22 protein-coding genes are annotated in these 25,510 nt (G+C 73.5%); 8 read left to right on the top strand and 14 right to left on the bottom strand.

Annotation, left to right across the window (positions count from 1 at the left end):
* Window positions 1–8 precede the first annotated feature (8 nt).
* Window positions 9–761 (top strand): SDR family NAD(P)-dependent oxidoreductase, encoded by a 753-nt coding sequence (locus tag K1J57_RS03540; RefSeq protein WP_220563051.1) that lies wholly within the window; start codon window positions 9–11, stop codon window positions 759–761.
* On the opposite strand, the gene K1J57_RS03535 is transcribed toward K1J57_RS03540, so the two are convergent.
* Window positions 758–1,414 (bottom strand): TetR/AcrR family transcriptional regulator, encoded by a 657-nt coding sequence (locus tag K1J57_RS03535; RefSeq protein ID WP_220563050.1) that lies wholly within the window; start codon window positions 1,412–1,414, stop codon window positions 758–760. The two genes, K1J57_RS03540 and K1J57_RS03535, sit on opposite strands and share 4 nt — an antisense overlap.
* Window positions 1,415–1,529: 115 nt before the next feature.
* Between K1J57_RS03535 and K1J57_RS03530 the strand changes: the two genes are divergently transcribed.
* A complete protein-coding gene (locus tag K1J57_RS03530; protein WP_220563049.1) occupies window positions 1,530–2,930 on the top strand; it encodes a DHA2 family efflux MFS transporter permease subunit in 1,401 nt (466 codons plus the stop codon).
* Between the two features lie 15 nt (window positions 2,931–2,945).
* Window positions 2,946–3,857: an NADP-dependent oxidoreductase gene (locus tag K1J57_RS03525; protein WP_220563048.1), complete on the top strand. Its 912-nt coding sequence runs from the start codon at window positions 2,946–2,948 to the stop codon at window positions 3,855–3,857.
* A 42-nt stretch (window positions 3,858–3,899) separates the two neighbouring features.
* Here the strand turns inward: K1J57_RS03525 and K1J57_RS03520 are convergent, their stop codons facing one another.
* From K1J57_RS03520 to K1J57_RS03490, 7 genes are all read right to left on the bottom strand, one after another.
* The gene (locus tag K1J57_RS03520; RefSeq protein WP_220563047.1) at window positions 3,900–5,279 is read right to left on the bottom strand and encodes an MFS transporter; all 1,380 of its coding nucleotides are present in this window, start codon (window positions 5,277–5,279) and stop codon (window positions 3,900–3,902) included.
* Window positions 5,276–6,253 carry an oxygenase MpaB family protein gene (locus K1J57_RS03515; RefSeq protein WP_220563046.1) on the bottom strand — a complete coding sequence of 326 codons (978 nt, stop codon included), beginning with the start codon at window positions 6,251–6,253 and terminating at the stop codon, window positions 5,276–5,278. The genes K1J57_RS03520 and K1J57_RS03515 overlap by 4 nt, the downstream gene beginning before the upstream one ends.
* 56 nt (window positions 6,254–6,309) lie before the next feature.
* Entirely contained in the window at window positions 6,310–7,293 is a 984-nt protein-coding gene (locus K1J57_RS03510) for an oxygenase MpaB family protein (RefSeq protein ID WP_220563045.1), read from the bottom strand.
* A gap of 254 nt (window positions 7,294–7,547) precedes the next feature.
* Complete coding sequence (locus K1J57_RS03505) at window positions 7,548–8,129, bottom strand: ATP/GTP-binding protein (protein ID WP_220563044.1); 582 nt, start codon at window positions 8,127–8,129, stop codon at window positions 7,548–7,550.
* The gene (locus K1J57_RS03500) at window positions 8,110–8,559 is read right to left on the bottom strand and encodes a DUF742 domain-containing protein (protein WP_220563043.1); all 450 of its coding nucleotides are present in this window, start codon (window positions 8,557–8,559) and stop codon (window positions 8,110–8,112) included. Before K1J57_RS03500 ends, K1J57_RS03505 begins: the two co-directional genes overlap by 20 nt.
* A 9-nt stretch (window positions 8,560–8,568) precedes the next feature.
* Complete coding sequence (locus tag K1J57_RS03495; protein WP_220563042.1) at window positions 8,569–9,015, bottom strand: roadblock/LC7 domain-containing protein; 447 nt, start codon at window positions 9,013–9,015, stop codon at window positions 8,569–8,571.
* Between the two features lie 2 nt (window positions 9,016–9,017).
* Entirely contained in the window at window positions 9,018–11,552 is a 2,535-nt protein-coding gene (locus K1J57_RS03490; RefSeq protein ID WP_220563041.1) for a sensor histidine kinase, read from the bottom strand.
* A gap of 525 nt (window positions 11,553–12,077) precedes the next feature.
* On the opposite strand from K1J57_RS03490, the gene K1J57_RS03485 reads away from it, so the two are divergent.
* Window positions 12,078–13,163: an antibiotic resistance protein VanZ gene (locus K1J57_RS03485; protein WP_220563040.1), complete on the top strand. Its 1,086-nt coding sequence runs from the start codon at window positions 12,078–12,080 to the stop codon at window positions 13,161–13,163.
* A 221-nt stretch (window positions 13,164–13,384) separates the two neighbouring features.
* Here the strand turns inward: K1J57_RS03485 and K1J57_RS03480 are convergent, their stop codons facing one another.
* The 4 genes from K1J57_RS03480 to K1J57_RS03465 all read right to left on the bottom strand — a co-directional run bounded on the left by K1J57_RS03480 (window position 13,385) and on the right by K1J57_RS03465 (window position 17,419).
* Window positions 13,385–13,801, bottom strand: coding sequence for a DUF3592 domain-containing protein (locus K1J57_RS03480; RefSeq protein WP_220563039.1), 417 nt, complete (start codon window positions 13,799–13,801; stop codon window positions 13,385–13,387).
* A 13-nt stretch (window positions 13,802–13,814) separates the two neighbouring features.
* Complete coding sequence (locus K1J57_RS03475) at window positions 13,815–14,450, bottom strand: TetR/AcrR family transcriptional regulator (RefSeq protein WP_370634594.1); 636 nt, start codon at window positions 14,448–14,450, stop codon at window positions 13,815–13,817.
* 73 nt (window positions 14,451–14,523) lie between these two features.
* Window positions 14,524–16,632, bottom strand: a complete 2,109-nt coding sequence (locus tag K1J57_RS03470) for a YhgE/Pip domain-containing protein (protein ID WP_255646815.1) — start codon at window positions 16,630–16,632, stop codon at window positions 14,524–14,526.
* Entirely contained in the window at window positions 16,622–17,419 is a 798-nt protein-coding gene (locus K1J57_RS03465; protein ID WP_220563037.1) for an ATP-binding cassette domain-containing protein, read from the bottom strand. The genes K1J57_RS03470 and K1J57_RS03465 overlap by 11 nt, the downstream gene beginning before the upstream one ends.
* Window positions 17,420–17,663: 244 nt before the next feature.
* Between K1J57_RS03465 and K1J57_RS03460 the strand changes: the two genes are divergently transcribed.
* Window positions 17,664–18,440 (top strand): endonuclease V, encoded by a 777-nt coding sequence (locus tag K1J57_RS03460; RefSeq protein WP_220563036.1) that lies wholly within the window; start codon window positions 17,664–17,666, stop codon window positions 18,438–18,440.
* A 75-nt stretch (window positions 18,441–18,515) separates the two neighbouring features.
* Here the strand turns inward: K1J57_RS03460 and K1J57_RS03455 are convergent, their stop codons facing one another.
* Window positions 18,516–19,955, bottom strand: coding sequence for a GuaB1 family IMP dehydrogenase-related protein (locus tag K1J57_RS03455; protein WP_220563035.1), 1,440 nt, complete (start codon window positions 19,953–19,955; stop codon window positions 18,516–18,518).
* Window positions 19,956–20,184: 229 nt separating this feature from the next.
* On the opposite strand from K1J57_RS03455, the gene K1J57_RS03450 reads away from it, so the two are divergent.
* A complete protein-coding gene (locus tag K1J57_RS03450; protein ID WP_220563034.1) occupies window positions 20,185–21,135 on the top strand; it encodes a CDP-alcohol phosphatidyltransferase family protein in 951 nt (316 codons plus the stop codon).
* Window positions 21,136–21,228: 93 nt separating this feature from the next.
* Here the strand turns inward: K1J57_RS03450 and K1J57_RS03445 are convergent, their stop codons facing one another.
* On the bottom strand, window positions 21,229–22,407 hold the full coding sequence (locus tag K1J57_RS03445; RefSeq protein ID WP_220563033.1) for an acyltransferase family protein: 1,179 nt from the start codon (window positions 22,405–22,407) through the stop codon (window positions 21,229–21,231).
* A gap of 550 nt (window positions 22,408–22,957) precedes the next feature.
* Between K1J57_RS03445 and K1J57_RS03440 the strand changes: the two genes are divergently transcribed.
* Together K1J57_RS03440 and K1J57_RS03435 are read left to right on the top strand one after the other, a co-directional pair.
* A complete protein-coding gene (locus tag K1J57_RS03440; protein ID WP_220563032.1) occupies window positions 22,958–24,700 on the top strand; it encodes an amidohydrolase in 1,743 nt (580 codons plus the stop codon).
* Between the two features lie 87 nt (window positions 24,701–24,787).
* Window positions 24,788–25,510, top strand: a complete 723-nt coding sequence (locus K1J57_RS03435) for a M48 family metallopeptidase (RefSeq protein WP_220565324.1) — start codon at window positions 24,788–24,790, stop codon at window positions 25,508–25,510.

The raw sequence follows: 25,510 nt of genomic DNA, 5'->3' as shown, positions 1-25,510 counted from the left end.
CAAGGCACATGCGCGACTCGGTGGGAACGGTGCGGACCGTACTGCTGCTCGGCGGCCGCAGCGAGATCGGCCTGGCCATCGTCGAACGTCTGGTGCGCGAGGGCGCCCGCGAGGTGGTGCTGGCCGCCCGCGGCGGCGTCGCCGAGCCCCCGGCCGCCCTGGCCGCCCTGGGCGCGAAGGTCCACTCGCTGGAGTTCGACGCGACCGCCCCCGACACCCACACCGCCACGGTCGACGGGGCGGTGGCCCTGGTGGGCGACCTCGACGTGGTCGTGGACGCGTTCGGCGTGCTCGGCACCCAGGCCGACTACGAGGCCGACCCGGCGGCCGCGGCGCGCGCGGCGGCGGTCAACTACACCGGGCACGTCTCCGCCGGGCTGGCGGTCGCCGCCCGCCTGCGCGAGCAGGGCCACGGGGCGCTGGTGGTGCTGTCGTCGGTGGCCGGGGTGCGGGTGCGCAGGTTCAACTTCGTGTACGGGTCGGCCAAGGCGGGCCTGGACGGGTTCGCCCAGGGGCTGGCCGACTCCCTGCACGGCAGCGGGGCGCGGGTGCTGGTGGTGCGCCCCGGCTACGTGCCCACCCGGATGTCGGCGCACGTGGACCCGGCGCCGTTCCCGGCCACCCCCGCCCAGGTCGCCGAGGCCGTGTCGGCGGGGCTGCGCTCGGGGGCGACCACGGTGTGGGCGCCGCGCGTGCTCGCCCCGGTCTTCGCGGGCATGCGGCTGATGCCGCGCCCGATCTGGCGCCGCCTGGGCCGCTAGGACCGGCCGGGGCCGTAGATGCGCAGGAACGCGGTGACGCCGGAGCGGACCAGGGCCCGGCGCTCGGCCTCCTCCAGGGGGGCCGCGTTGAAGAACGACCGGTTGGTCGCCGGGGTCTGCACCAGCGCCACGTAGTGCTCGGCGGCCGTCTCCTCCCCTCCGCCGGGGATGTCGAGCAGGCCCCGGTCGGCCATCGTGCGCAGCCGCGCGGCCAGGCCCCGGCGGACCGGCCCGGGGCCGGTGTCCAGCCACACCCGGACGGCGTCGGGGAAGTGCAGCGCCTCGGCGATGAGCAGCCGCACCAGCGCCCCGTGGTCGGGGCGGTGCAGCCCGGGGGAGGCCCACGCGTCGCCGAAGGCGACCAGGGCCTCCTCGGCGTCCGCGGGGTCGGCCAGGTGGCGGGCGGCCGTCGCGGCGAAGTCCTCGGCGACCGCGGCGCTGCTCTGCTCGACGATCGCGGAGAACAGGCCCTCCTTGTCGCCGAAGTGGTTGTAGACGGTGCGCTTGGAGACTGCGGCGCCGGCCGCGATCGCGTCCATGCTCGCGCGGGTGTAGCCCTCGCGCAGGAACACCCGCCGGGCCGCGTCGAGGATGGCCGCGTGCTTGGCGGGACGGCCGCAGGTCGGCGGGGGAGCGGGGCGCTGGGCGGTCATCGGGTGGGTCCGTTCGGGTCGGGTCGCGGCGGGCTCTCCAGCAGCGTATTCCCCGATCCGGCGGTCGGATACGGCACGGCGACAAATCTACACTGCACGGTGTAGTTTACTTTTCATGTCCGAGAAAGCCCCCCGCACGCGGGGCCGGGAACGCCTCGACGCACCCCTGGTCCGGCTCACCGCCGTCCTCCTGGCCGGAGCCTTCGCCGCCCTGGCCGACAGCACCGTCGTCACCGTCGCGGTCGACGACCTCTCCGACGCCTTCGACGCACCCGTGTCCCGGGTGCAGTGGGTCGTCACCGCCAACCTCCTGGCCATGACCGCCGCGATCCCCGTCGTCGGCTGGGCCCTGGACCGGTTCGGCCCCCGCACGGCCTGGATCGGCGCGCTCACCCTGTTCGGGGCCGGTGCCGCCCTGTCCTGCGCGGCCTGGTCCCTGGAGTCCCTCATCGTGACGCGGGCCCTCACCGGGTTCGGCGGCGGCATGGTCCTGCCGCTCACCATGGCGATCCTCGCCCGGGCCGCCGGACCCGGGCGCGTGGGCCGGGCCATGGCCCTGATCAGCGTGCCCGGCCAGCTCGCCCCCGTGCTCGGCCCGGTCGCCGGGGGAGCGGTCCTGGAGTCCCTGGGCCACCGCTGGGTGTTCGCCCTGGTCCTGCCCCTGGTCGCGGTCGCCGTCCTGTTCGCCGTGCGCGGGATCCCCCGGGGTGGATCCGACCGCTCCGAACGCCTCGACCCCCCGGGCCTGGCCCTGCTCTCCCTCGGCCTGGTCGCCCTGCTGCACGGGCTGTCCTCCCTGACGTCCTGGGCCGGCCCCCTGTGGGCCGGGCTCGGCGCCCTGCTGCTCTCCGGCTTCGCGCTGCGCGCCCTGCGGCCCCGCGAGGGAGCGCCGCCGCCCGCCCTGGACCTGCGGCTGTTCGCCCACGCGCCGTTCCGGAACGGGGCCGCGCTCATGTTCGTCTTCGGGCTGTGCATCTGGGGCGGCATGTTCCTGCTGCCGCTCTTCCACCAGCGCGTCTCCGGGGCCGACCCCCTGGACGCCGGACTGCTGCTGGCCCCCATGGGCGCCGGGGTGGCCCTGGCCGTCCTCTGCGTCGGCGGCCCCGCCGACCGGCTCGCCCCCCGCCACCTCGTGGTCGCGGGGCTGGCCGTGGCGGCCCTGGCCACGGTCCCCTTCGCGCTCGCCACCGCCGACACCCCGCAGTGGTGGCTCGGCGCCGCCCTCTTCGTCCGCGGCGCAGGCCTGGGCACCGCCTCGGTGCCCCTGCTCGCCGCCGCCTACCGGGGGCTGGAAGCCGACCGGATCCCGCACGCCACCGTCGCCCTCAACGTGCTGCAACGGGTCGGCGCGGCGGCCGGGACCGCCGGGCTCGCCCTGGTCCTGACGGGCGGCGCGGCCTCCGCCGACCCGGTCCCCGCCTTCCAGGCGGCCTTCTGGTGGATGGCCGCCCTGACCGCCGCCGCCCTGCTCCCCGCACTCCTGCTGCCCGCCACCCGTCCCGACCGGGACGCCTGAACCCACGGAGGCACCGTGCACGCCGTCGCCATCACCCGCTTCGGGGACCCCGAGGTCCTGACCCCCGTCGACCTGCCCCTGCCCGAGCCCGGCCCCGGACAGGTCCGCGTCCGCGTGGCCGCCGTCGGCACGCTGCCCCTCGACGCGCGGATCCGCCGGGGCGAGCTCCCCTGGCGCGACCGGATCGACCTGCCGCTGGTCCCCGGGAACCAGTTCGCCGGAACCGTGGACGCCCTCGGCGAGGGGACCGCGGGACCAGCAGCCGGGACCCCGGTCCTGGGCTTCTCCACCTTCGGCGCCTACGCCGAACACATCGTCGTCGGCGCCGACCAGGTCGTCCCCCGGCCGGACGCCCTGCCGGAGGCCGAGGCGGCGGCCCTGCCCGCCCGGGGGCAGGGGGCGGTCATGGTCCTGGAAGCGCTCGGGGTGGGCCCCGGCGACACCCTGTTCGTCAACTCCGCCGCCGGCGGCCTGGGCTCGGCGATCGTGCGGCTGGCCCTGCTCCGGGGCGCGGACCGGGTGATCGGCGCGGCCTCCGAGCGCCACCACGGCCACCTGCGCGCACTGGGCGCGGTCCCGGTCACCTACGGGGACACCATGGTCGAGCAGGTCCGGGCCGTCGCGCCGGACGGGGTCGACGCCGGGTACGACGCCCGCGACGACGCCTCGCTGCGGCAGGTCCTGGAGATCGTCGGCGCGCCGGAGAGGGTGCTGAGCATGGTCTCCCCGGACGCCCCGGCCCGGTTCGGCACGGCGGCCGTCGACGGGGTCCGCTCGGCCGAGCGGCTGGCCTCGGTGGTCGGCCTGTACGAGCGCGGCGAGTACGCGGTGGAGCTGCGCGAGGTCCTGCCTCTGGCCGAGGCCGCCCGCGCGCACCGGATCCTCGACTCCGGTCACGGGCGCGGGGCGGTCGTCCTCACGCCCTGAGGGGGACACGGGCGGGGCCCGCGCTCCGGCGGGCCCCGCGGATCATTCCGGCGCTCCGGCGGCCGGGGCGGTGTCGGCCTCGGTGAGGCGGTAGAACGCCAGCGGCACCAGGCACAGCAGCATCACCGCGGCCGGGACCAGGGTGCTGCCGATCAGCATGCCCCGCAGCGCCTCGTCGCTCTGCCGGACGACCTCGCCCGCGCCCGACTCCACGTAGCCGCTCAGGGCCAGCGACAGCGACAGCAGGCCGGTGCCCACCGACTGGGCCAGCGCCTCGCCCGCCGTCCACACGCCCGACAGCACGCCGCCCTGGCGGCGGCCGTCGTCGGTGGCGGCCAGGCAGTCGGCCAGCATCGACCACGGCAGCAGCATCGTCCCCGACAGGCCGATGCCCACCAGCACCGAGGAGGCGACCGCGACCGGCACGCCCCCCAGCGGGATGCACAGCAGCCCCAGAGCGCCCGCGGAGAACACCGCGGCCGCGTAGGCGGCGGCCCGGCGCTTGTCCACCCGCACGGAGACCCGCCGCCACAGCGGAGCGGCGGCCATCAGCGGGACCAGCACGCACACCATGAGGATGCTCGTGTAGGCGGGCTCGCCCATGACGTTCGCGGTCACGTACGGCACGCCCGCCACCATCGTGCCGCTGGCCACGGACATCAGCAGCTGGGCGGGGAACAGCACCCGGAAGTGCCGGTGCGTCAGCGCCGTCCGCAGCTGGGCGGCCATGCCCTCGGTGCGGTGCGGGAACACGGTGCGCGGCGCCCGGCGGGTGCCGACCACCGTGCCCAGCATGGACACCAGCAGCACGACGCCCATCAGCGCGCCCATGAGCCGGTACCCGGCCACCTCGTCGGCGGGCGCGTTCTGGACGACGGGGGCCAGCGCCCCGCCGAGCATCAGGGCCAGGCCCACGAACACGGTCCGCCACGCGGTGAACGTCGACCGCTCGTGGTAGTCCGAGGTGATCTCCCCGGGCATCGCCGCGTGCGGCACCTGGAAGGCCGACGACGCCAGCGCCGCGGCGACGAACACCGCCGCCACGTACACCGCCGCTCCGTTCCCCTGGAGCGGCGGGCCGGCGAACATCGCGGCGAACAGCAGCGGCAGGGTCAGCGCGCCGGCCAGCATCCACGGCCGCCGCGGTCCCCAGGAGGAGCGGGTCCGGTCCGACCAGACCCCGATGTAGGGGCTGACCGCCAGGTCCACCAGCTTGGGCAGCAGCACCACCAGGCCGGCCACCGCCGGGCTCACCGCGAGCGTGTCGGTGAGGTAGATGAGCAGCAGCAGGCCGGGCACCGTGTTGAAGACGCCGGTGGCCACCGCGCCGCTGCCGTACCAGGCGTGCACCGAGCGGGGCAGGGGGCCCGCCGCCGGGGGCGCGGCGGTCCCGGCGGCCGTGGGCTCGGAGGTGGCGGTCACGCGCGCCCGTCCGCTGCGGCCTCGGCGGTCACGGGGGCCTCGGCGGCCTCGGCGGAGGCGCCGTCCTTCTTCCCGTACAGCTCCTCGTGCGCGACCGGGTCCACGTCGTGGGCGACCGGGCAGCCCGCCGGGAACGTGCCGATCCTGTTGACGTCGTAGCCGCCGGGGTAGCTGCGGATGTTCGGGTTCTGGTCGGCCCAGAACGGCTCCTCGCGCGGCTTCATCCGGCGCACGACCTTGGCGCGGATCTTCAGCGCGATGTCCGCCGACCTGCGCCAGGCCTTGGACGGCGGCTCGTAGCGGAACGTCTCGATCAGCGACTCGTCCAGGATCGCCATGGAGAACCGGCGGGCCAGCCCGGCCACCCGCGGCGGGTAGAAGGTCACCATGAGGTCGAGGGTGGCGTCGGAGACCCTGCGACCGCCCTCGGTGTAGGCGAAGTGCTCCTTCTCGTAGGCGTCGAGCAGGTCCCGGAACCCCTCGTAGGTCTCCGGGATCTCCTTGATGCCCATGTACCTGCCGAGCCTGCGGTAGTAGTGGACGATCGCCGAGACCTCGTGGTCGGACAGCCGGCGCCAGCCGTACCCGTACTCGTTGAGCCAGCGCACCGGCATGACGACGAACGTGCTGAGCACGTAGCGGTAGTCGTCGTTGGAGATGTCGTAGGACCGGTGCATCTGGTTCATCCGCCGCAGGGCGTCGCGGCCCTGGCCGGGCTCGAACCCGTACCGCATCATGCTGTTGAGGATGAGCGCGGTGTCGTCGTAGCGCTTCTGGGTCTTGCCGGTGAACTCGTCCGTCCCGCCCAGCAGCTCCCCGATGCTCGGCACCGCGTAGGTCCGGTACAGGGCGATGCCCAGGGCCCGGCCCATGTCCCACGGGAACTCGTGGGCGTTGAGGATCTGCATGATCCGCACGCAGTCGGCCTCGGCGTCCAGGCGGTGGATCTCGTCGCGGAAATCGAAACGCTTCATCAGCGGCTCCTTCGGGGTTAGGGGAGAGGCGGGGGGCGCGTGCGGGATCGGCGGGATCAGTCGGTACCGGTGGCCTCGGGGGTCTCGGCGGGCGTCGCCCCCTCGGGGGCCAGGGCCTGGCCGTCCGCGGGGACCCGTGCGCCGGTGGCGGGCACCTCCACGGTGGCCATGCCGTGGGGCACGGGGCAGCCCTGGGGGAAGGTGCCGATGCGCGAGGGGTCGTAGCCGCCGGGGTAGCCGCGGACGTTCGGGCTCTGCCGGGCCCAGCGCGGCTCGGTGCGCGGCGGCATGAACCGGACCGCCCTCGCTCGCAGGCGCAGCGCGCCCGCGGCCAGGGAGCGCCAGGCGGCGGACGGCTCGGGGTAGCGGAACGCGGTGATGAGGCGGTCGTCCAGCAGCGCCTTGGTGAAGGGGCGCACCAGCGGGCGCTGCCAGGCCGGGTAGAAGTCCACCATCAGCCCGAGGGTGGCGTCGGAGACGGCCCGGCCGCCCTCGGTGTAGGCGAAGTGCTCCTTCTCGTAGGAGTCGAACAGCTCGTGGAACTCCGCGTAGGTCCCGGGGATGTCCTTGATCCCCATGTGCCTGCCGAGCCTGCGGTAGTAGTTGGTGCTCGCGGCGATCTCGTGGTCGGACAGCCGGCGCCAGCCGTACCCGTAGTCGTTGAGCCAGCGCACCGGCATGACGACGAAGGTGCTCAGGACGTAGCGGTAGTCGTCGTTGGAGATGTCGTAGGACCGGTGCATCTGGTTCATCCGCCGCAGGGCGTCGCGTCCCCGCCCCGGGCCGAACCCGTGCTCCATGATGTCGTTGAGGATGAGCGCGGTGTCGTCGTAGCGGTGCTGGGTGCGCTCGGTGAACTCCTGTGTGTGCGCCAGCAGCTCCCCGACGCTCGGCACCGCGTAGGTCCGGTACAGGGCCAGGCCGAGCGCCTGCTCGATGTCCCACGGGAACTCGTGCGTCGCCAGGATGCGCACGATCTCCTCGCAGTCTGCCTCGGCGTCCAGGGCGTGGATCCGGTCGCGCCACTCGAACCGCTTCATGGGGGAGTCAACTCCAGTCACCTCTGCGGGCCCGCCCGTGACGGGTCCATGGTCGGCGGGGCGGGGCACATCCGTGACGTGCCACGGAGCGCACTTTACCCGGAATGTCCTTTTGTACAAGGACTCCGGGCCCAGTGGCCACTCCGCCGAACCCTAACCGTGTCCGGTTCGTAACCCCCCGTACGGGCCCGCGCAACACGCGGGGCGGGCGGGTCCGCGACCCGCCCGCCCCGAGAAGAGCGGTGCGCCCCGGCTCAGGCGGCCATGCGCTCGGCGACCCGGGTGACCAGGGTGAGCAGGACCTGCTTGGCCGAGGAGCGCACGCGCGCGTCGCACAGGACCACCGGGATCGCCGGGTCCAGGGTCAGCGCCGCCCGCACCTCCTCCGCCTCGTACTGGTGCGCGCCGTCGAAGCAGTTCACCGCGACGACGAACGGCACCCCCCGCCGCTCGAAGAAGTCCACCGCGGCGAAGCAGGTCTCCAGGCGGCGCGTGTCGGCGATGACGATGGCGCCCAGGGCGCCCTCCGACAGCTCCTCCCACATGAACCAGAAGCGCTCCTGGCCGGGCGTGCCGAACAGGTACAGCACCAGGCTGGGGCTGATGGTGATGCGGCCGAAGTCCAGCGCCACCGTCGTGGTCGTCTTGGACTCCACGCCCGACAGGTCGTCCACGCCGTAGCTGGCCTCGGTCATCACCTCCTCGGTGCTGAGCGGGGCGATCTCGCTCACCGAGCCCACCAGGGTGGTCTTGCCGGCCCCGAAGCCGCCCGCGACCAGGATCTTCAGTGCGGACGGAACGATGTCCCGGGAGAGGTCAGAGTCGCTGGATGCCATCGAGAACCGCCTGGAGTACGTCCCGGCTGACCGGGCTCTTCGCTGTGTAGGGGGCGCGGGCCAGGGCGAGCCCGCGGTTGAGGAGGTCGCTGAGCAGGACCTTCACGACGGCCACCGGGATGTCCAGGTGGGCCGACAGCTCGGCGACCGACAGGGGGCGGCGGCACAGCTCCAGGATCCGGATCTGCTCGGGCTCCAGGGCCATCTCGTCGACCTCGGCCCGCTTGGCCGCGATGACCACGCTGATCATGTCCAGCTTGACCGTGTCGGCGTGGTCGCGCCCCTGGGCGATCACGTACGGACGGACCAGCGGCCCGGCCTCCGGGCCGTCCGGTCCGCCCGGCTCCGCGTCCCCGTACCCGCCGACCGCGTCGCGGTGCGGCGGGCCGTGGGGATCCGTGCCCGGATCGAATGCGTCGTGCGCTTGCATGGCCGCCCCCTATCGCGTGGCTTCTCCGGTCGCTCCCTCATGGCGGGGTGCCGCGTCGAGGTAGCGGCCCACCTGCTCGACCAGGACGTTCATCTCGTAGGCGATGAGGCCCACGTCGGCGCTCTCCTCGGCCAGGACCGCCAGGCAGGCGCCCCGGCCCGCGCCGGTGACGAAGAGGTAGGCGCGCTCCATCTCGACCACGGTCTGGAGCACATCGCCGCCGTCGAAGTGCCGGCCCGTGCCCCGGGCCAGGCTCTGGAAGGCGGAGGCGACCGCCGACAGGTGCTCGGCGTCCTCCTTGGCCAGCTCGCGCGAGCGGCCGATCAGCAGGCCGTCCGCGGAGAGGACGATGGCGTGCCGGGAGCCCACCGCGCGCTCGAGCAACTCGTCCAGCAGCCAGTCGATGTCCTTCTTGCCCGAGCCTTCGCGCTCGATGCGTTCGGGAGTACTCGTCACTGTCAGTCGTCCTTGTCGGTCTCGTGGGTCTGCTGCTTGCCTTCGCGCCGACCGCGATCGGTCCCCTTCTGGAACGCGGTCATGTTCCGGCGCAGGCGCGCCAGCCGCTCGGCGCCGTCGACGCCGCCCGCGCCGGGGGCCGGGGCCCCCGCCGCGTCACCGTTCCGAGCAGAGGGCTCGGGGTCGGCGGCCAGTTGCGGGGCCAGGTTCTCCTGGGGACGGCGTTTGGGGAGGGAGGGCCGTCCGCCGCCCGCCTCGACCCGCTCCGGCGCGGCTGGCCCGGGACCGGGGACCGCGCTGATGGCGGGCCGGCGGGTGGGCAGGGGCGGCCGGGGGCCGGGGTCCCCGGCGAGGACGTCGACACCGTCGAGGACGTCGGTGCCGGCGGTGGCGGGGGGCGCCTCGGCGCCGGCGGTCGCGCCGTCCCCGGACTCCGCGCCGGCGGACGGGGCGTCACCGGCCCGCGAGTCCTCCGCCGCGTCGGCGGCCGGGGTCCCCGCGTCCGCGGGCACCGGGGCCAGGACCGGGGTGGGACCGGACTCCAGGGCGCGGCCGGGGGCGTGGTCGATGATCTCGCGCACCTCCCAGATGTCGCCGTCCTGCTCCTCGGAGGCGGGCAGCGAGGAGCGCTCGCCGGTGATGATCTCGTGCGGCAGCAGGACGATCGCCTGCACGCCGCCGTACGGCGACGGGCGCAGGTGCACCTTGATGCCGTGCCGGTGCGCCAGGCGGGACACCACGAACAGGCCCAGGCGCATCTTCTCGTTGAGGCGCATGACGTCGAACTCGGGCGGGTCGGCCAGCAGCCGGTTGGCGGAGGCCAGCTCCTCCTCGGTCATGCCCAGGCCGCGGTCCTCGATCTCGATCGTCACACCGTTGGGCACGTCGTCGCTGCTCAGGCGCACCTGGGTGTGCGGGGGCGAGAACATGGCGGCGTTGTCGACCAGCTCGGCGACCAGGTGGATGACGTCGGCGACGGCCGGGCCGTTGAGGTGCACGCGGGCGATCCGCTCGCGCTTGACCCGGGTGTAGTCACCGGACTCGGAGATGGCGCCGCGCAGCACATCGATGAGCGGCATCGGCCGGTGCCAGGTCCGCCCGGGGGCCTCGCCGCCGAGGATCAGCAGGTTCTCGGCGTTGCGGCGGGAGCGGGTGGCCAGGTGGTCGAGCTTGAACAGCTGGGCGAGCTGCTCGGGGTCCTCCTGCTCGCGCTCCATCTTGTCCAGGAGGCGCAGCTGGCGGTGGACCAGGGTCTGGCTGCGGTGGGCGATGTTGAGGAACACCCGGTTGATGCCCTGGCGCAGCTCCGTCTGCTGGACGGCCTCGTCGACCGCGGCCCGCTGGGCGGTGTTGAACGCGCGGGCCACGTCGCCGATCTCGTCGTCGCTGGTCGCCATGAGCGGCAGCATCGCGTCGGTGTCCACCCGCTCGCCTCGGTGCAGCCGGTCCATGAGCTCGGGCAGGCGCTGCTCGGCCAGGTCGTTGGCGTCGTTGCGCAGGCGCAGCAGGCGGCCGGTGAGCGACCGGGAGGAGCGGCGGGCCAGCAGGAAGGCGACGCTGAAGACGGCGGCGACGCCCAGGCTGCCGCCGACGGCGACGAACACGGCCCGGTGGGCCTGCTCCCGGGTGACGTCGGCGGCGTAGAACGCCTCGTCCGCGCCGATCTCGGTGAGCTCGCCCAGCACGTACGCGTGGTCGGCGGCCCACTCGTCGCGGTTCACCGGCATGGACAGGTCCTCGACGTCGGTGACGGCGAGGGTGACCGGGTCGGTGACGGACTCGGTCTCGATCCGCCGCTCGATGATCCGCGCCTCCATCTCGGTGAGCCGCGCGAACTCGGGGCTGTCCAGCACCGCTTCGAGCCGCTCGGCCTGTCCGGGGCCCGAGATGTAGGGGCCGTTGGCATCCAGCAGGTGGCGGTAGGAGCTGACGAGCTCGGCGAAGGCGAGCTGGTCCTCCCAGGTGAGCTCGTCGTCGGCGAAGCCCTGCGCGAGCTGGGCGTCGGCGCGGGCGAACAGGTCGACGGTGCGGAACATGTAGACCGCGCTGAAACCGGGGTTGACGGACTCCAGCTCGTTGCCGGTGCGGCCCTGGCTGTCGAACGTGTCGGCACCGTGCAGGACCAACTCGTTGTAGTACTCCAGGACCTCGTCGCGGGAGAGGGAGCCGTCGTCCACGCCCGCCCGGATCTCGTCGATCCGCCCGTACTCCTCGTGGAGCATGGTGATGTGGTGTCCGGCCTCGCCGGGGGCCAGGTCGACGAACCCGATGAGGTCGCCGATGACCACACCGAGCGAGGCGTCCGTGCTCTCCCGGGCCTCGGCCAGCTCGGCGGCCAGCTCCGGGTCGTCGGAGTGCTCGATGTAGGCGATGCTGCGCGCGCGCTCGCGCATGGCGTCGACCAGGCCCACGGCGGCCGGGGTGACCATGTCGTCGGTCGCCGAGGCCCGGATCAGCTTCAGCCCGGCGTCGAAGGCCAACACCAGGGTGAGGATCAGCCACAGGGCGAGCAGGGCCGCCGTGGGGATCGTGACCATTGCGCGGATGCGGGACGCGATCGTCCGCCCGCGTCTCGGGGGTACTGCCTGCACGGTTCTCCTGTCGATCCGCGTCGAAAGTCTTCTCGGGGTGCGGTATCAGGGGCGCCGTCCCGACCGGTGCCCGGTCCTCGACACCGCGGGCCCTTGAGGGGGTCGCCCGCCCTGCGGGCCGCGTGCGCTCGGGGGTGTCGCGACACGGGACCTACCGCAGGGTAACCACAAACGCGGCATTTCGGCGTCGGGGATCGTATCTCGGCAGAGAAACGACGAAATATCCGGGTGGTGGAGGCAGTCTGCCATGACGAGGCGGAACGTCCGCCTGGAGGGTCGGGACTATTGGGGTGGGCGGCCCCTGGGGGCCTATAGGGCGAATGTCACATATTGCGGAGCGAAGTGCAAGAAGTGCTCCGTGTGACGACGTTCGAAAGCGACCATATCGGTTCAAAGCGGCGTTCGACACCCGGAGAGTCGCCCGGCGTACTACCGTTGCGCCCTGGACAGGGAGCAGGGAGGGCAGTGCGCGTGATCCGACCGTTCGGCACCGGGCAGGGGGCCGTGGACGTGGCCGTCGTCGCCGTTCCCCTGCTCGTCCTCCTCGCCGCCGCCCTCTACCTGCGCGGACAGCACCGGCGCTACGGCCGGCTGTACGGCCGCCCCGGCCGCGCCAGCCTCGCCGCGCTGGCGGCCGGCCTGGCCCTGGCCGCCTACGCCGTCTGGCCGCTGCCCGCCGCCGTCGACGGGCTGTGCTCGCCCGGGGCGGGACAGGGGGCCGCCGAGCGGTACGGACCGGTCCTGGCCTTCGCGCTCTTCCTGCCCGTCGGCTGGCTGGCCCGCGACCGCTTCCGCCGCGGCCCGGTCGTCACCCTGCTGCTGGGGACGGGCCTGGCCCTGGCCGCCGACGCCGTCCGCGGCACCGGCCTGCTGGGCGTGTACCCCTGCGCCTACGCCGAGGCGTCCCCGCTGTTCGTCGCGCTCGGCGCCGCGGGGACCGCCGCCGGCTGGCTGCTCGCCCGGTTCCTGCTGCCGCTGTGGCCCTGGGGCGACACCCGCGGCTGGCCGGGCGCGGTGCCCGACCGGGTCGCGCCCGACCTCACCCGCCGCACCCTGGGCACCCTGCTCGACCTGGGCCTGTGGTGGTACGGGGCGGGCACCCTGACCGCCGCCATGACCGCCGTGGGCGTGATCGGCTCCGACCCCGACGGGCACGTCCGCACCGCCGTGCTGCTGGGCACCGCCGCCGTCTTCGGGGTGTTCGTGCCGCAGGTGCGCCGGGACCGCTGCACCCCCGGCCGCGCCGCCGTCCGGCTGGCGCTCACCGAGCCCGCCCGCCCGGCCCCCGCCTCCCGCCCGCGGGTGCTGGCGCGCACCGCGCTGCTCACCGCCCCGGTGGCGCTGCTCACCGCGTTCGGCCACCCGTGGATCGCGCTCGCCGTCGTGGTGGTGCACGCCAGTTCGGCGCTGGTCCGCCCGGACCGGGTCGGCCTGGCCGACCTGCTGTGCGGCACCCGCGTGCGCACCCGGGCGATCACCGACGGCTCGCTGCCGTCCCGCCTGGTCCGCTACTCCGAGCCCCGCGAACCCGCCGCGGCCCGGGCCGTGTCCTTGTGAACCTCCGCTGCGCTTCGGCCCGCCCGTCGCCCGCCACCACCCTCAACGGACGGCCTGCGGCCGCAGCCCGGCCACCTTGTTCGGCGCCCCCTGAGGGCGGGAACCTTCGGCCCCTCCGTCGCGGTCCTCGTTCCTCGGACCGCTCCTCCGGGGCCTCCAGAACCCCGCCGGGCGCCTCACGAACCCCCCGGTAGCACAGGAGAACACCCGAAGAACAGGCCCTAGCTTCCCGGGTCCCAGTCGAGGTCCCAGGCGAGGTAGCCCAGCAGCACCCCGGCGGCGACCAGGATCGCGCCCAGGGCGGCGAACATGCCGCGCACCCAGTGCGACAGCCAGGGCGCCGACACGATGCGGGCCAGCTCCGGGGTCTCGGGGTCGTAGGAGACGGTGACGATCTCACCCGCCCGCGAGGCCGTCCACCCCGTGTTCTCGTGCTCGGCGTGCACCTCCCGGCCGTCCTCGGTGCGGAACTGCACGACCATCCGCGAGGCCGTCGAGGTCTCGCGGTAGCCGATGACCCGCCCCTTGGCGCGCACCCCGTGGCGGATCAGGCGCAGCTCCAGCCGGGTGTCGCGGGTGACCACCGCCAGGATGACCAGCCCGGACAGCAAGGGCAGCAGCGGGTACAGCGAGGCCATGTCAGGCGTCCTCTCAGGGGTCTGCGGGGGAGTCGGACGTCCCCAGGAGGCCGTGGACCATCCGGGTCAGGGTGGCGTGGACCTCCTCCGCCGGCCGGTCCGGCTGGAGGGTCCGCCAGTCGAGGGCCACCGTCACCACCATGCCGAACAGTGCGGATCCCGCAAGCCCGGTGTCCAGGTCCGGCCGGAGCCGTCCGATGGCGGCCAGCGCGTCCAGGCGCGCGGTGACGACGCCGATCGCCTCCGTGCGGATCTGGCGGACCGTGGTGTACCAGGTCCGGTTGGTCCGCCAGGCCTCGGCCATGAGCAGCCGGGCCAGGGCCTCGTGCGCTCCGATGAACTCCACCCCGGCCCGCAGGACCGCCGTCAGCGCCTCGGCCGGGTCGGCGTCCGGGTCGGGCGCCGCCTCCTTGAGGGTGTCGGCCAGCCGGGTGATGCCCCATTCCATCAGCGCCGTGTAGAGCTCGCTCTTGCCGCCGAAGTTGTAGTAGACGGTGCCCTTGGCCACGCCCGCGCGCTCGGCGATCTCGTCGACGGTGGTGGCGCCGTACCCCTGCTCGGAGATCAGGGTCACGGCGGCCTCGAACAGCCGCCTGCGGGTGGCTTCGCGGCGGTTGCTCACGGGTCGGTCGGGGGTGCTCACACTCATCCGGTCCATTCTGCCCCCGAACGGCACCGGAACTCCTCCGGCGCCGCCGCGGGCATCGCTCCCACGGCCCTGTTCAGAGCTTCAGGGAGGGGTACAGGGCGCTCATCGTCCACACCCTCTTGCGGTCCACGGTCATCCAGGTCAGCAGCAGGGGCACGACGAGCCACAGGGCCATGACCCCGAACGCGGGCCAGACCAGGTCCAGGTCGCCGCCGCCCGTCAGGTTGCGCAGGGCGGTCACCCCCCAGTGCAGCGGCAGGTAGGGGCCGATCGCCTGGAAGAACGACGGGCTGGTCTCGATCGGGTAGGTGCCGCCGGCCGAGGTCAGCTGGAGCACCAGCAGCGCCAGCGCCACCACCCGCCCGGCCGCGCCGAACCGCACGTTCAGGTACTGGACCGTGGCGGCGAACGCCGCGGCGGTCAGCAGCAGGAACGCGATGAGCACCGGCCAGTTCCAGGACTGCAGCCCCAGCAGCAGGTGCAGCGCCGCCATCATGACGGCCACCTGCCCGAACCCCAGCAGCATCGGGGCGATCCGCCCGGCCAGCGCCACCCGCCAGGAGGGGGCGGAGGAGGCCAGGGCGCGCGTGGACAGCGCCGGCAGCACCATGAACACCACCATCGCGCCCACCCACAGGGACAGCGGGACGAAGAACGGCGCGAACCCGGTGCCGTAGTCGGGGGCCTCGTTGTCGATCTCGCTGCTCAGCCGGACCGGGGCGCTCATCATGTCGCCCGCGTTCTCCCGGCCCGCGTCGCTGTAGGTGGGGATCTCCCCGACCCCGTCCTCCAGCCCGCCGGCCAGCTCGTCGGAGCCTTCGGACAGCTCGCCCAGCCCCTCGTGGAGTTCGCCGGAGCCCTCGCTGAGCAGCCCCAGGCCCTCGTCGAGCTCGCCGGAGGCGGTGGACGCCTCCTTCAGGCCGTCGCGCAGCTCCCCGGCGCCCTCGGCCAGCTCCTCCAGGCCCTCGTCCAGCTCGTCGAGCTTCTCGCGGGCGTCCTCGGCGTCCTCGATGTACCCGGGCAGGTCCTCGGCCAGCTCGGCGGCCTTCTCGCTCAGGTCGGCCGCCTCGTCGGCGGCGGAGACGATGTCCTCGCGGTTGTCCTCGACGAACGTCGCCGTGGACAGCGCGATGCCCATCCCCTCCTGGAGGTCGCACAGCAGCAGGTAGAGGTCGGGCTGCTCGGTCTCCAGCTCCGGGTGCTCCCGCAGGTAGGCGTCCAGCCGCCCGTCCAGCTCCTCCAGCCCCGCGGTGTCGATCTCCTCGGGGAGCTCGTGCAGGAGGTCGGCCAGGCCGCCGGAGAGGTCGGCGACCAGCTCGGCCCGCTCCTGGATGTCGGGGGCGTCCTCCTCCAACCGGGGCAGCCACTCGTCGGCGAGCTCGTCGATCTTCTCGACCTGCGCGGACACCTCGGTCGAGGCGGTCGAGGCGCCGGTGGCCAGGCTCCGCGAGCCCGCGTACAGCTCGCCCAGCCCGGTGTCCAGTTCGCCCATGCCCTCGTGGGCGGTGCCCAGGTTGGTCGACAGCTCGCCGGACCCCTCGTAGGCGTCGCCCGCGCCCTCCGACAGCATCCCGGCGCCCTCGGCGGCCTCCTCGGTCTTGCCGTGGATCTCGTTGAAGCCCAGGAAGATCTGGTCGAGGTAGCCCTTGATCGCGGTCTGCTCGGCGGCGTCGCGGACCTCCTTGAAGGCCGAGCCCGCCAGCTGGCGCACGACGAAGCTGTTGGCGTCGTTGTAGTGGGCGATCAGCATCGCCTGCACCGGTCGCTCGCGGTCGCGGGAGGGCGAGGTCAGGTCGGCGCTGAAGGTCTCGGGGATGGTCAGGGACACGTAGTAGTCGCCCTCGGTGACCCCGCGGGCGGCCTCCTGGGCGTCCACGAGGTGCCAGTCGAGGTCGCCGCGCTCGACGAGGGTGTCGGCCAGCTCCTCGCCCGCGTTCACCTCCTCGCCGTCCACCACGACGGGGCGATCCTCGTCGACGAGGGCGACGGGCAGGTGCTCCATCCGGCCGAAGGGGTCCCAGAAGGACCACAGGTACATGCCGGAGTAGAGCAGGGGGATGAGCAGCAGGGCGGCCAGCGCAGCGGTGGGCAGCGGGGAGCGGAGGAAGGACCGCACGGTGAGCAGTCCCAGGCGGGGGACCGCGAAGGGGCGGTACCGGGGGCGGGTGGTCTCATCGGTCACGGCGGTCGTCCCCGTCCTCTCCCTCGGCGCCGGCGGCGGTCCCGCGGTCGGCGAACAGCTCGGACAGGCGCATCTCCCCGCCCTCCCCGGAGTCCTCGGAGTCCCCGGCGTCCCCGTCCGGGGGGTCGCCCTGGTCGATGGGCAGCGGCCCCTGGGTGTCGGTGTCGGCGACCTCGGCCAGGGCGTCGGCGTCGGCGCAGGTGGCGATCACGGTCAGCCCGGCGTCGGTCAGCCGCTTGAGGCTGCGCCACATCAGCGCCTGGTGCTCGTCGGACAGCCCGCCGTCCACGTCGTCCACGGCCAGCAGCCGGGGCTCGGCCATCAGGGCCAACGCCACGCCCAGGCGGCGGCGCTGGAGCGCGTCCAGCTCCTTGACCAGGGTGCGCCGGTCCAGGTCCTCCAGGTCGGCGGCCTCCAGGGCGAAGTCGGCCAGCCCCCGCGCGGCGGGACGGAACCGCAGCAGCGCCGCCTCGGACAGGTGCTCGCCCACCCGCAGCCGCTCGTCCAGGGAGTTGACCTCGGTCATCAGACCCAGCGCACTGATCCGGCGCACCCGGCGCGCCCGCCGGGGCAGCTCGTGGCCGTCCACGTACACGGTCCCCGAGGTGGGCCGCATACGGCCGGTGAGGGTCAGCAGCAGGGCGCTGCGCCCGCCGCCGGAGTCGGCCTGGAACACGGTGAGGGTCCCCGGCCGCGCGGTGAAGTCCACACCCGTGTACACGGGACCCTCGCGGGTGACCAGCGCGACGTCCTCCGCCACGACCCGGGCCCCGGTGGCCAGACGCATTCTCCGCCTCCTTTTTGAACTGACTGGTCAGTGCAAAACCAGCGGGTTCACCGTACCGCCCCGGCCCGCCGCTCCGAGCATCCGACGCCGTGACTCCGCGCACAACGCGACGCACGCTGCGGCGGCGGGAACACATGAGGATTTGACGGACGGCCCGCCCTGTGCCGGATCCCGGCCCGGGTGCGGTTGTATGGGGGAGGGGCCCGCCTCCGGCGGGCCGCGTCGAAGCGAGGGGAGGCGTCGGGTGTCGGACATCGCCGAACGGGTCGGCCGGATCCTGGACGACCCGGAGAACTGGCCGAGCGATCCCAAGGAGGCCGTGGCGCTCCAGCGCCGCATGGCCGGCCGGGTGCGCGCGGAACCGCTGGACGCGTCGGCGGTCCGCACGGTCGCCGGGCTCGACGTCAGCTACGCCAAGGACGACTCGGCGCTCTCGGCGGCCGCCGTGGTCCTGGACGCCGCCACCCTGGAGGTCGTGGAGTCGGTCGCCATCGCCTCCGAGGTGTCCTTCCCCTACATCTCCGGGCTCTTCTCCTTCCGGGAGCTGCCGCCCGTGCTGGAGGCCCTCGGGCGGCTGGAGACCACACCCGACGTGTACCTGTGCGACGGGTTCGGCCTGGCCCACCCGCGCCGCTTCGGGGTCGCCTCCCACCTGGGGGTCCTGCTCGACCTGCCGGTCGTCGGCTCGGCCAAGTCGGTGCTCTACGGCAGGCACTCGGAGCCGGGGCGGGAGCGTGGGTCGTGGACGCCCATGGTCGCCGGGCGCTCGGAGGTCGTCCCCGACTCCGCCGCCCTGGCCGCCGGCGGAGCCGAGGTGATCGGCCGGGTCCTGCGCACCCGCGCCGGGGTCAAGCCCGTCTACGTCTCCGTCGGCCACCGGGTGGACCTGGACGGCGCCGCCGACCTGGTGCTGCGCCTGTCGCCCAAGTACCGGGTGCCCGAGCCGGTCCGCCACGCCGACCGGCTGTGCGGCGAGCACCGCAAGGAGGTCCTGGCCGCCCGCACCGCGTCGGAGGAGTAGGGCCGGCCCCGGGACGCGAAGGGGGAGGCGCCGCGGCGCCTCCCCGGGGTCCGTCGGTTCACCCGCGGCGGCGGGTCACCAGCTGGTGGGCACCGGGCGCCCCTCGGCGTAGCCCGCCGAGCTCTGCACGCCGACCACGGCGTGCTCGTGGAACTCCTCCAGCGAGCTCGCGCCCGCGTAGGTCATGGAGCTGCGCACACCCGCGATGATCTGGTCGATCAGGTCCTCCACACCCGGGCGCTCGGGGTCCAGGTACATGCGGCCGGTGGAGATGCCCTCCTCGAACAGCGCCTTGCGGGCCCGCTCGAACGGCGAGTCGTCGGCGGTGCGCAGCCGGACCGCGCGCGCCGACGCCATGCCGAAGCTCTCCTTGTACTGGCGGCCCTCGGCGTCGCGCATGACGTCGCCCGGCGACTCGTAGGTGCCCGCGAACCAGGAGCCGATCATCACGTTGGACGCACCGGCGGCCAGCGCCAGGGCCACGTCGCGCGGGTGGCGCACACCGCCGTCCGCCCACACGTGCCCGCCCAGCTCGCGCGCGGCCGCCGCGCACTCCAGCACCGCGGAGAACTGGGGGCGCCCCACCGCGGTCATCATGCGGGTGGTGCACATCGCGCCCGGGCCCACACCGACCTTGACGATGTCGGCCCCGGCCTCGATGAGGTCGCGGGTGCCCTGCGCGGTGACGATGTTGCCCGCCACGATCGGCACCGACGGCGACAGCGACCGCACCTTGGCGATCGCGGACAGCATCTTCTCCTGGTGGCCGTGCGCGGTGTCGATCACCAGGGTGTCCACCCCGGCGGCCAGCAGGTCGGCGGCCTTGCCCGCCACGTCGCCGTTGATGCCGACGGCCGCGGCCACCCGCAGGCGGCCCCGGTCGTCCACGGCCGGCTTGTACAGGGTGGAGCGCAGCGCCCCCGTGCGGGTCAGCACGCCCACCAGGGCGCCGTCGCCGTCCACCACCGGCGCCAGCCGGTGCCGGGAGTCGTGCAGGATCGCGAACGCCGCCTCGGGCTCGGTGTCGACCGGGATGGTCACCAGCTCCGTGGACATGACGTCGCGCAGCTGGGAGAAGCGGTCGACGCCCGCGCAGTCCGCGTCGGTGACCACGCCGACGGGGCGGCGGGCCTCGTCGACGACGATGACCGCGTTGTGCGCCCGCTTGGGCAGCAGGTTGAGGGCCTCGCCCACGGTGCTGCCCGGGTTCAGGGTGATCGCGGTGTCGTGGACCAGGTGCCGCTGCTTGGTCCAGGCGATGACGTCGGAGACCACCTCGATGGGGATGTCCTGCGGGATGACCGCGACACCGCCGCGCCGGGCGATGGTCTCGGCCATCCGGCGGCCCGCGACCGCCGTCATGTTCGCCACCACCAGCGGGATGGTGGTGCCGGTGCCGTCCGGCGAGGACAGGTCCACGCTGAGCCGGGAGCCCACGGCGCTCCGGTTCGGGACCATGAACACGTCGCTGTAGGTCAGGTCCTGCTGGGGCGCCTGGTCGTTGAGAAAACGCAATGCCTCTACCTCGGTCGAGACCGAAGGGGGTGGACCATCCGGTGCCAGCGCACACGGCCGCCTGTTGATCCCCCTCTTACCAGTCAAGTATGCCGTCACCGATTGGCTCGGACGACCCCCCATCTGGCATGATGACTCGATTCCCGCTGACACGGCCCCTCCCCCGGCCCCTGGCAGACCGCTGTCGCAGGGTGCGGGTGCGGGGCGTCGCTTCCCTGGAGACACACGCATGCCGCGTTTCACGTTCGCGCAGGTGAAGGAAGAGACCTACAAGGCGAAGGACGCCTGGTGGACGGTCTTCCTGGTCGACCCGCTCGCAGGTCGACTGGTGGTGTGGACCGCCAACCGCACCGACATCACCCCCAACCAGCTGACCCTGGGGGCGGGGGTCCTGGGCCTGCTGTCCGCGGTGAGCTTCGTCATGCCGGTGTCGGGGATCGGCGCCGACTGGGCCTGGATGGTGCTGGGCGCCCTGCTGTTCCACCTCAGCTTCGTGCTGGACTGCATGGACGGCAAGATCGCCCGCCTGAAGGGCACCGGCACGGTCTTCGGCAGCTGGGTCGACTTCGTGTTCGACCGCATCCGGTTCTTCGGCTGCGTCATGGCGCTGCTCATCGGCCAGTGGCTGGTGACGGACCAGGTCGCCTACCTGATCGCGGCCCCGGTCATCGTGTTCTTCGACCTGCTGCGCTACCTCAACGGCTCCCAGGTCGCCAAGACCCGCCGCGGGATGAACCAGACCCTGGCCGAGCTGGCCGGCGACACCGACACGCTGCGCGCCGACGCCGCCTCGGTCCTGGGCGGCGGGGGCCCCGAGGACGACGAGGGCGACTCCGTGCCCGGCGCGGCCGTCCCGGCGCAGGCCCCGGCGCCGAGCGGGCTCTACGGCCGGGTGCGCCACTTCCTGCTGAGCCACCGCGTGCGCCCGCACCTGTTCAGCGGCATCGAGTACGAGATGTTCCTGTGCGTGGTCGCCCCGGTCACGGTGCTGGTCTCCCTGTTCACCCCGCTGAACAGCCTCATCATCCCGATCGCCGTGTTCTCCGTGCTGGCGCTGGGCTTCTTCGAGGTCGTGCTGGTCGCCCGCCTGTGGAAGGACACCCGCCGCTTCGAGGTGCGCCGCCGCGAGCTGATCGCCGCCGGCGCGGTCCCGCAGCAGGACCGGGTCGGCGGCAGCTGACCCGATCCTGCCGGGTCCGGGGACGGGGAAGGGGCGGTGCGCCGGTGCGCACCGCCCCTTCCCCGTCGTGTCCGCCGTACCGGGGAGCGGGGGTCAGACCCCCGCGACCGGCTTCTCCCGGTGGCCGTCGCCCTGCCCGCCGCCGTCCGCGGCGGGGGCCGAGGAGGCCGCCGGGGCCGGTGCCGGGGCGGGCTCCTCGCGCTTGAGGAACCAGGACATCTGCGGCTCGACCGCCCAGCGCATGGCCGCGCGCACCCACGGGGTGCACAGCAGCAGCGCCAACGCCAGGCCCACGCCGACGGTGATCGCCGCGCCGGTGAGGTTGTCCATGACGTCGTACCAGGGCGACGCCTTGAGGAGGATGAGCACCACCGAGTGGCCCAGGAAGACGTACAGGGTGTAGGCGCCCAGGTCCGTGAACCAGGTCCGCCTCTTGGGGGTCAGCGCCAGGAACGCGACGGTCATCGCCAGGGCCAGGCCCATGAAGGCCAGCCGGATGCCCAGGCTCGGCATCAGCGGGTCGATGTCGCGGTCGGTCAGGCTGTCCCGCCAGAACAGCCAGTCGCTGCTGAGCCGGTCGGAGATGGGCACGGCCAGCACGGCGGTGGTGCCCAGCACGACGAGCGAGGCCAGGCGCAGCCACAGCCTGTCGAGCCACAGGAAGTGCTCGCGGCGCAGGCTCAGGCCCAGCACGAAGAACGGCAGGAAGCTCACCACGCGGCCCAGGGACAGGGTGTCGCTGAGGCTGGTGGTGGCGGCGAACAGCGAGATCGCGAACGCGATGAGGACCGGCGCCCGCAGCCGCTTCCACACCGGCACGCTCAGCCGCCACAGGAACAGGGCGACGAGGAACCACAGGGTCCAGGTCGGCTTGAGCAGCGACAGGGAGTCGCCCAGGCCGCCCCGCTCGACGGTGTAGATGGACTGGTGGATCGTCCAGAAGATCAGGTAGGGGACGGCGACGGTCAGGACCAGCTTCTCCACGCGGTTGGAGGAGCCGTCGAAGGACCTCGACAGGTACCCGCTGATCACGATGAACGCGGGCATGTGGAAGAAGTAGATCCAGTAGTACAGGGCGCTGACGGCCGGGATGTCGCGCAGCGGCTCGATCGCGTGGCCGACGACGACCAGCACGATCAGGAGGAACTTGGCGTTGTCCAGGCGGGCGTCGCGGTACGGGGCCGTGCCTGGCGCCCCGGCCGCCGAGCCTGCGCCGGCCGGGGCGGCGGCGCCGGGCCCGGGCTTCGTGCGGTCGGTTTCCGGTCTGGTCATGGATGAGGCCACGAGTGGACTCCGGGGTCGGTGGACTTCACAGGGGCGTGTGCGTCGACGGGTTCCGCTCCGGGACTCGGGCGGGGGTTCCACGCCGTTCGGGCGTTGCGGTGCCGCGTGGCGCGCGAGGGGGGCACCGGAACATCGGATGAATCGGATCGTGCTGCGTTACCCTACTGTGATGTAAGAAGGTGCGCCAGCGGTTCTCCGGATTTCGGCGGAATCTTCTCCCGGTCTCTGCCCGCTCCTTGGTGCGAACGGGGAGCGGAATGACCCGTGTGACACGTGAGCATGTTTCGGGTGCGAAGACGCCGTTCCGTGTGCAGACCTTAACCCATCCGAGTCGCCTGGCCGCACTTCGGGACCCCGGCGGTGGTGCGGACCGGGACGAACATGTCAGTGTGGGTGCGTGACGGTCGCGCCGATAAGCTGTGCCGTCAGGTGGCGCCCGCCGGGCGCGACAGGCCCGGTCGAGTATTGAAGAAGGCGGTGGAATACCGTGCCGCACGCGGTGGACCCCAACCGTGCAGCCCAGCACGGGGGAGTGGTCATGCGACTCCTCGACGAGCTCTTCCCCCTCGTGGAGGGGTTCTATGTCGATCTCCACAAGAACCCGGAACTCTCCCACGCGGAGCACCGCACCGCCAGCGGCGTCGCCGAATGGCTGACCCGCACCGGCTACGAGGTCCACAAGGGCGTCGGGGGCACCGGCGTCGTCGGCATCCTCCGCAACGGGCCCGGCCCCACGGTGATGCTCCGCGCCGACATGGACGCGCTCCCCGTCGAGGAGAAGACCGGGCTGCCCTACGCGAGCACCCTGCGCGCCGAGGACGAGACCGGGACCGAGGTCCCCGTCATGCACGCCTGCGGCCACGACGCCCACACCGCCTGCCTGGTCGGAGCCGCCGACCTCCTCTCGGAGACCCGCGAGGAATGGTCCGGCACCGTGATGATCGTCGCCCAGCCCGGTGAGGAGACCCTCGACGGCGCCCAGAGGATGCTGGCCGACGGCCTCTTCGAGCGCTTCGGCCGCCCCGACGTCGTCCTGGGCCAGCACCTGGGCCCCCAGCCCGCCGGGCTCATCTCCCACCGCGCGGGGGTCATCCTCGGCTCCTCGGCCTCCTACCGGATCCGGGTGCACGGCGAGGGCGGGCACGCCTCCCAGCCGCACACCGCCGTCGACCCGGTGCTGATCGCCGCCAACATCGTCACCCGCCTCCAGGGCGTGGTGTCCCGCGAGGTCAGCCCCAGCGAGATGGCCGTCCTCACCGTCGGCCGCATCCAGGCCGGGACCAAGGCCAACATCATCCCCGACGAGGCCTACCTGGAGATCAACACCCGGGCCCTCAACGACGCGGTCGCCGCCCGGCTGGAGGAGTCCATCGAGCGCATCGTGCGCGCCGAGGCCGCCGCCTCCGGCGCCGCTCGCGAGCCCGAGATCGAGCGCTTCCAGGGCGCCGGGGTCACCCGCAACGACCCCGAGACCGTGTCCGCGGTCGCCGCCGCCCACCGCGCCTACTTCGGCGACCAGTACGTCATCCACCTGCCCGACCCGTCCCCGGCCACCGAGGACTTCGGGTACTTCGGGCTGCCCGACGACCCGCAGCCCATCCCGTACGTGTTCTGGTTCGTCGGCGCCACCCCGCACGACGTGTGGGACGCCGCCCCCGGCGACACGCCCTACGAGAAGCTCGGCAACGTGCCCAGCAACCACTCGCCGTTCTTCGCCCCCGCGCGCGAGCCCGCCCTGCGGGCCGGGCTGGCCGCCCTCACCGTCGCCGCCCTGTCCTACCTGGGCAGCGACCGCGAGGGCGCCCCCGCCCCCGCGCCCGCCGGCTCGGTGTTCCCCGGCCCCGCGCCCGACGACGCCCCGGTGCCGGTGCCCGTGCCCGCCGCTGACATGCTCCCGCCGCCCGAGGAGCCCGCGATCGACCCGGCCGGGCCGCCCTCCGGGCCGCAGGAGGCCGGCGACTACGGCAACGACGCCTACGACAGCGCCTTCCTGGCCTCCTCCTGGGACGCGCCGCCCAAGGCGGTCGACTCCACCCACGACGCCGACATGGGCGCCGTGTTCCAGGCCCAGGACGAGGAGCTGCGCGAGGAGTGGCGCAACGAGAAGGTCGAGGAGTCGACCCTCTCCGCGGACATGGCCGCGTTCCTCGACGAGGACGAGGAGCCGCGCCGGCCCCCGGCGGGCCCGGCGTTCGGCGGACCGCCGCCCCAGGGCAGCGCCCACCACGCGCCGCCCCCCGGGCCGGACGAGGAGCGGCCCGGTCCCGACCACCGCTACTGACCCGGGGTGGGGGTCCTCCCCCGCAGCTGGGGAGACCCCGGGAGCGTCCGCCCCCTGCGGCACCCGCGGGAGATCCCGCTGCTGGTGATGTGCGTCGGAGTGACCCTGTTCACCGTGGCGGGGGCGGTCAGCCGCGCCTACTCCGGCGACCCCAACGAGCCGCTGCTGCTGCTCAGCATCCCCGCGCTGGTGTACTTCGTGCGCGGCCAGCTGTACGCGCGCCAGCGGGTCAACGGGGTGCGGATCACCGAGGAGCAGTTCCCCGAGGCACACCGGATGGTGGTCGAGGCCGCGCGGGCGTTCGGGATGCGGGAGGTGCCCGAGGCGTACGTGGTGCCCGGCAACGGGGTGCTGAACGCCTTCGCCTCCGGGCACGGGTCGCGGCGCTACGTCGCCGTCAACAGCGACCTGTTCGAGGTGGGCGTGCGGCTGGGCGACCCGGACGCGCTGCGGTTCTTCATCGGGCACGAGGTCGGGCACATCGCCGCCGGGCACACGTCGTTCTGGCGGCAGTTCGGGATCTCCGTCGCCAACGTCATCCCCGGGGTGGGCAGCAGCCTGGGCCGGGCGCAGGAGTACACGGCGGACAACCACGCCTACGCGTTCTGCCCCGAGGGCGTGCAGGGCTTCCGGGTGATGGCCGCGGGCAAGTACCTGTACCGCTCCGTCGACTTCCAGGACATCGCCGACCGTGCCCACACCGACGCCGGATTCTTCGTGCTCCTGGTCAACCTCCTGTCCGGCCACCCCGTGAACACGTTCAGGTTCGCCGCCCTGGCCGACCGCGGCCGACCCGGGCGGGTGTTCTGA

Origin of the sequence: Nocardiopsis sp. MT53 (assembly GCF_019598965.1) — a bacterium.
Classification (GTDB): Bacteria; Actinomycetota; Actinomycetes; order Streptosporangiales; family Streptosporangiaceae; genus Nocardiopsis; species Nocardiopsis changdeensis.
Note: the sequence above shows the minus strand (reverse complement) of the source record. Positions and strands in the feature narration are given on the sequence as shown.

Excerpts from the sequence above, each read along its gene's own strand:
- K1J57_RS03540 (WP_220563051.1), top strand. The coding sequence starts at position 9 with ATGCGCGACTCGGTGGGAACGGTGCGGACCGTACTGCTGCTCGGCGGC.
- K1J57_RS03535 (WP_220563050.1), bottom strand. The coding sequence starts at position 1,414 with ATGACCGCCCAGCGCCCCGCTCCCCCGCCGACCTGCGGCCGTCCCGCC.
- K1J57_RS03530 (WP_220563049.1), top strand. The coding sequence starts at position 1,530 with ATGTCCGAGAAAGCCCCCCGCACGCGGGGCCGGGAACGCCTCGACGCA.
- K1J57_RS03515 (WP_220563046.1), bottom strand. The coding sequence starts at position 6,253 with ATGAAGCGTTTCGATTTCCGCGACGAGATCCACCGCCTGGACGCCGAG.
- K1J57_RS03510 (WP_220563045.1), bottom strand. The coding sequence starts at position 7,293 with ATGAAGCGGTTCGAGTGGCGCGACCGGATCCACGCCCTGGACGCCGAG.
- K1J57_RS03505 (WP_220563044.1), bottom strand. The coding sequence starts at position 8,129 with ATGGCATCCAGCGACTCTGACCTCTCCCGGGACATCGTTCCGTCCGCA.
- K1J57_RS03500 (WP_220563043.1), bottom strand. The coding sequence starts at position 8,559 with ATGCAAGCGCACGACGCATTCGATCCGGGCACGGATCCCCACGGCCCG.
- K1J57_RS03490 (WP_220563041.1), bottom strand. The coding sequence starts at position 11,552 with ATGGTCACGATCCCCACGGCGGCCCTGCTCGCCCTGTGGCTGATCCTC.
- K1J57_RS03480 (WP_220563039.1), bottom strand. The coding sequence starts at position 13,801 with ATGGCCTCGCTGTACCCGCTGCTGCCCTTGCTGTCCGGGCTGGTCATC.
- K1J57_RS03475 (WP_370634594.1), bottom strand. The coding sequence starts at position 14,450 with ATGAGTGTGAGCACCCCCGACCGACCCGTGAGCAACCGCCGCGAAGCC.
- K1J57_RS03465 (WP_220563037.1), bottom strand. The coding sequence starts at position 17,419 with ATGCGTCTGGCCACCGGGGCCCGGGTCGTGGCGGAGGACGTCGCGCTG.
- K1J57_RS03450 (WP_220563034.1), top strand. The coding sequence starts at position 20,185 with ATGCCGCGTTTCACGTTCGCGCAGGTGAAGGAAGAGACCTACAAGGCG.
- K1J57_RS03445 (WP_220563033.1), bottom strand. The coding sequence starts at position 22,407 with ATGACCAGACCGGAAACCGACCGCACGAAGCCCGGGCCCGGCGCCGCC.
- K1J57_RS03440 (WP_220563032.1), top strand. The coding sequence starts at position 22,958 with ATGCGACTCCTCGACGAGCTCTTCCCCCTCGTGGAGGGGTTCTATGTC.
- K1J57_RS03435 (WP_220565324.1), top strand. The coding sequence starts at position 24,788 with ATGTGCGTCGGAGTGACCCTGTTCACCGTGGCGGGGGCGGTCAGCCGC.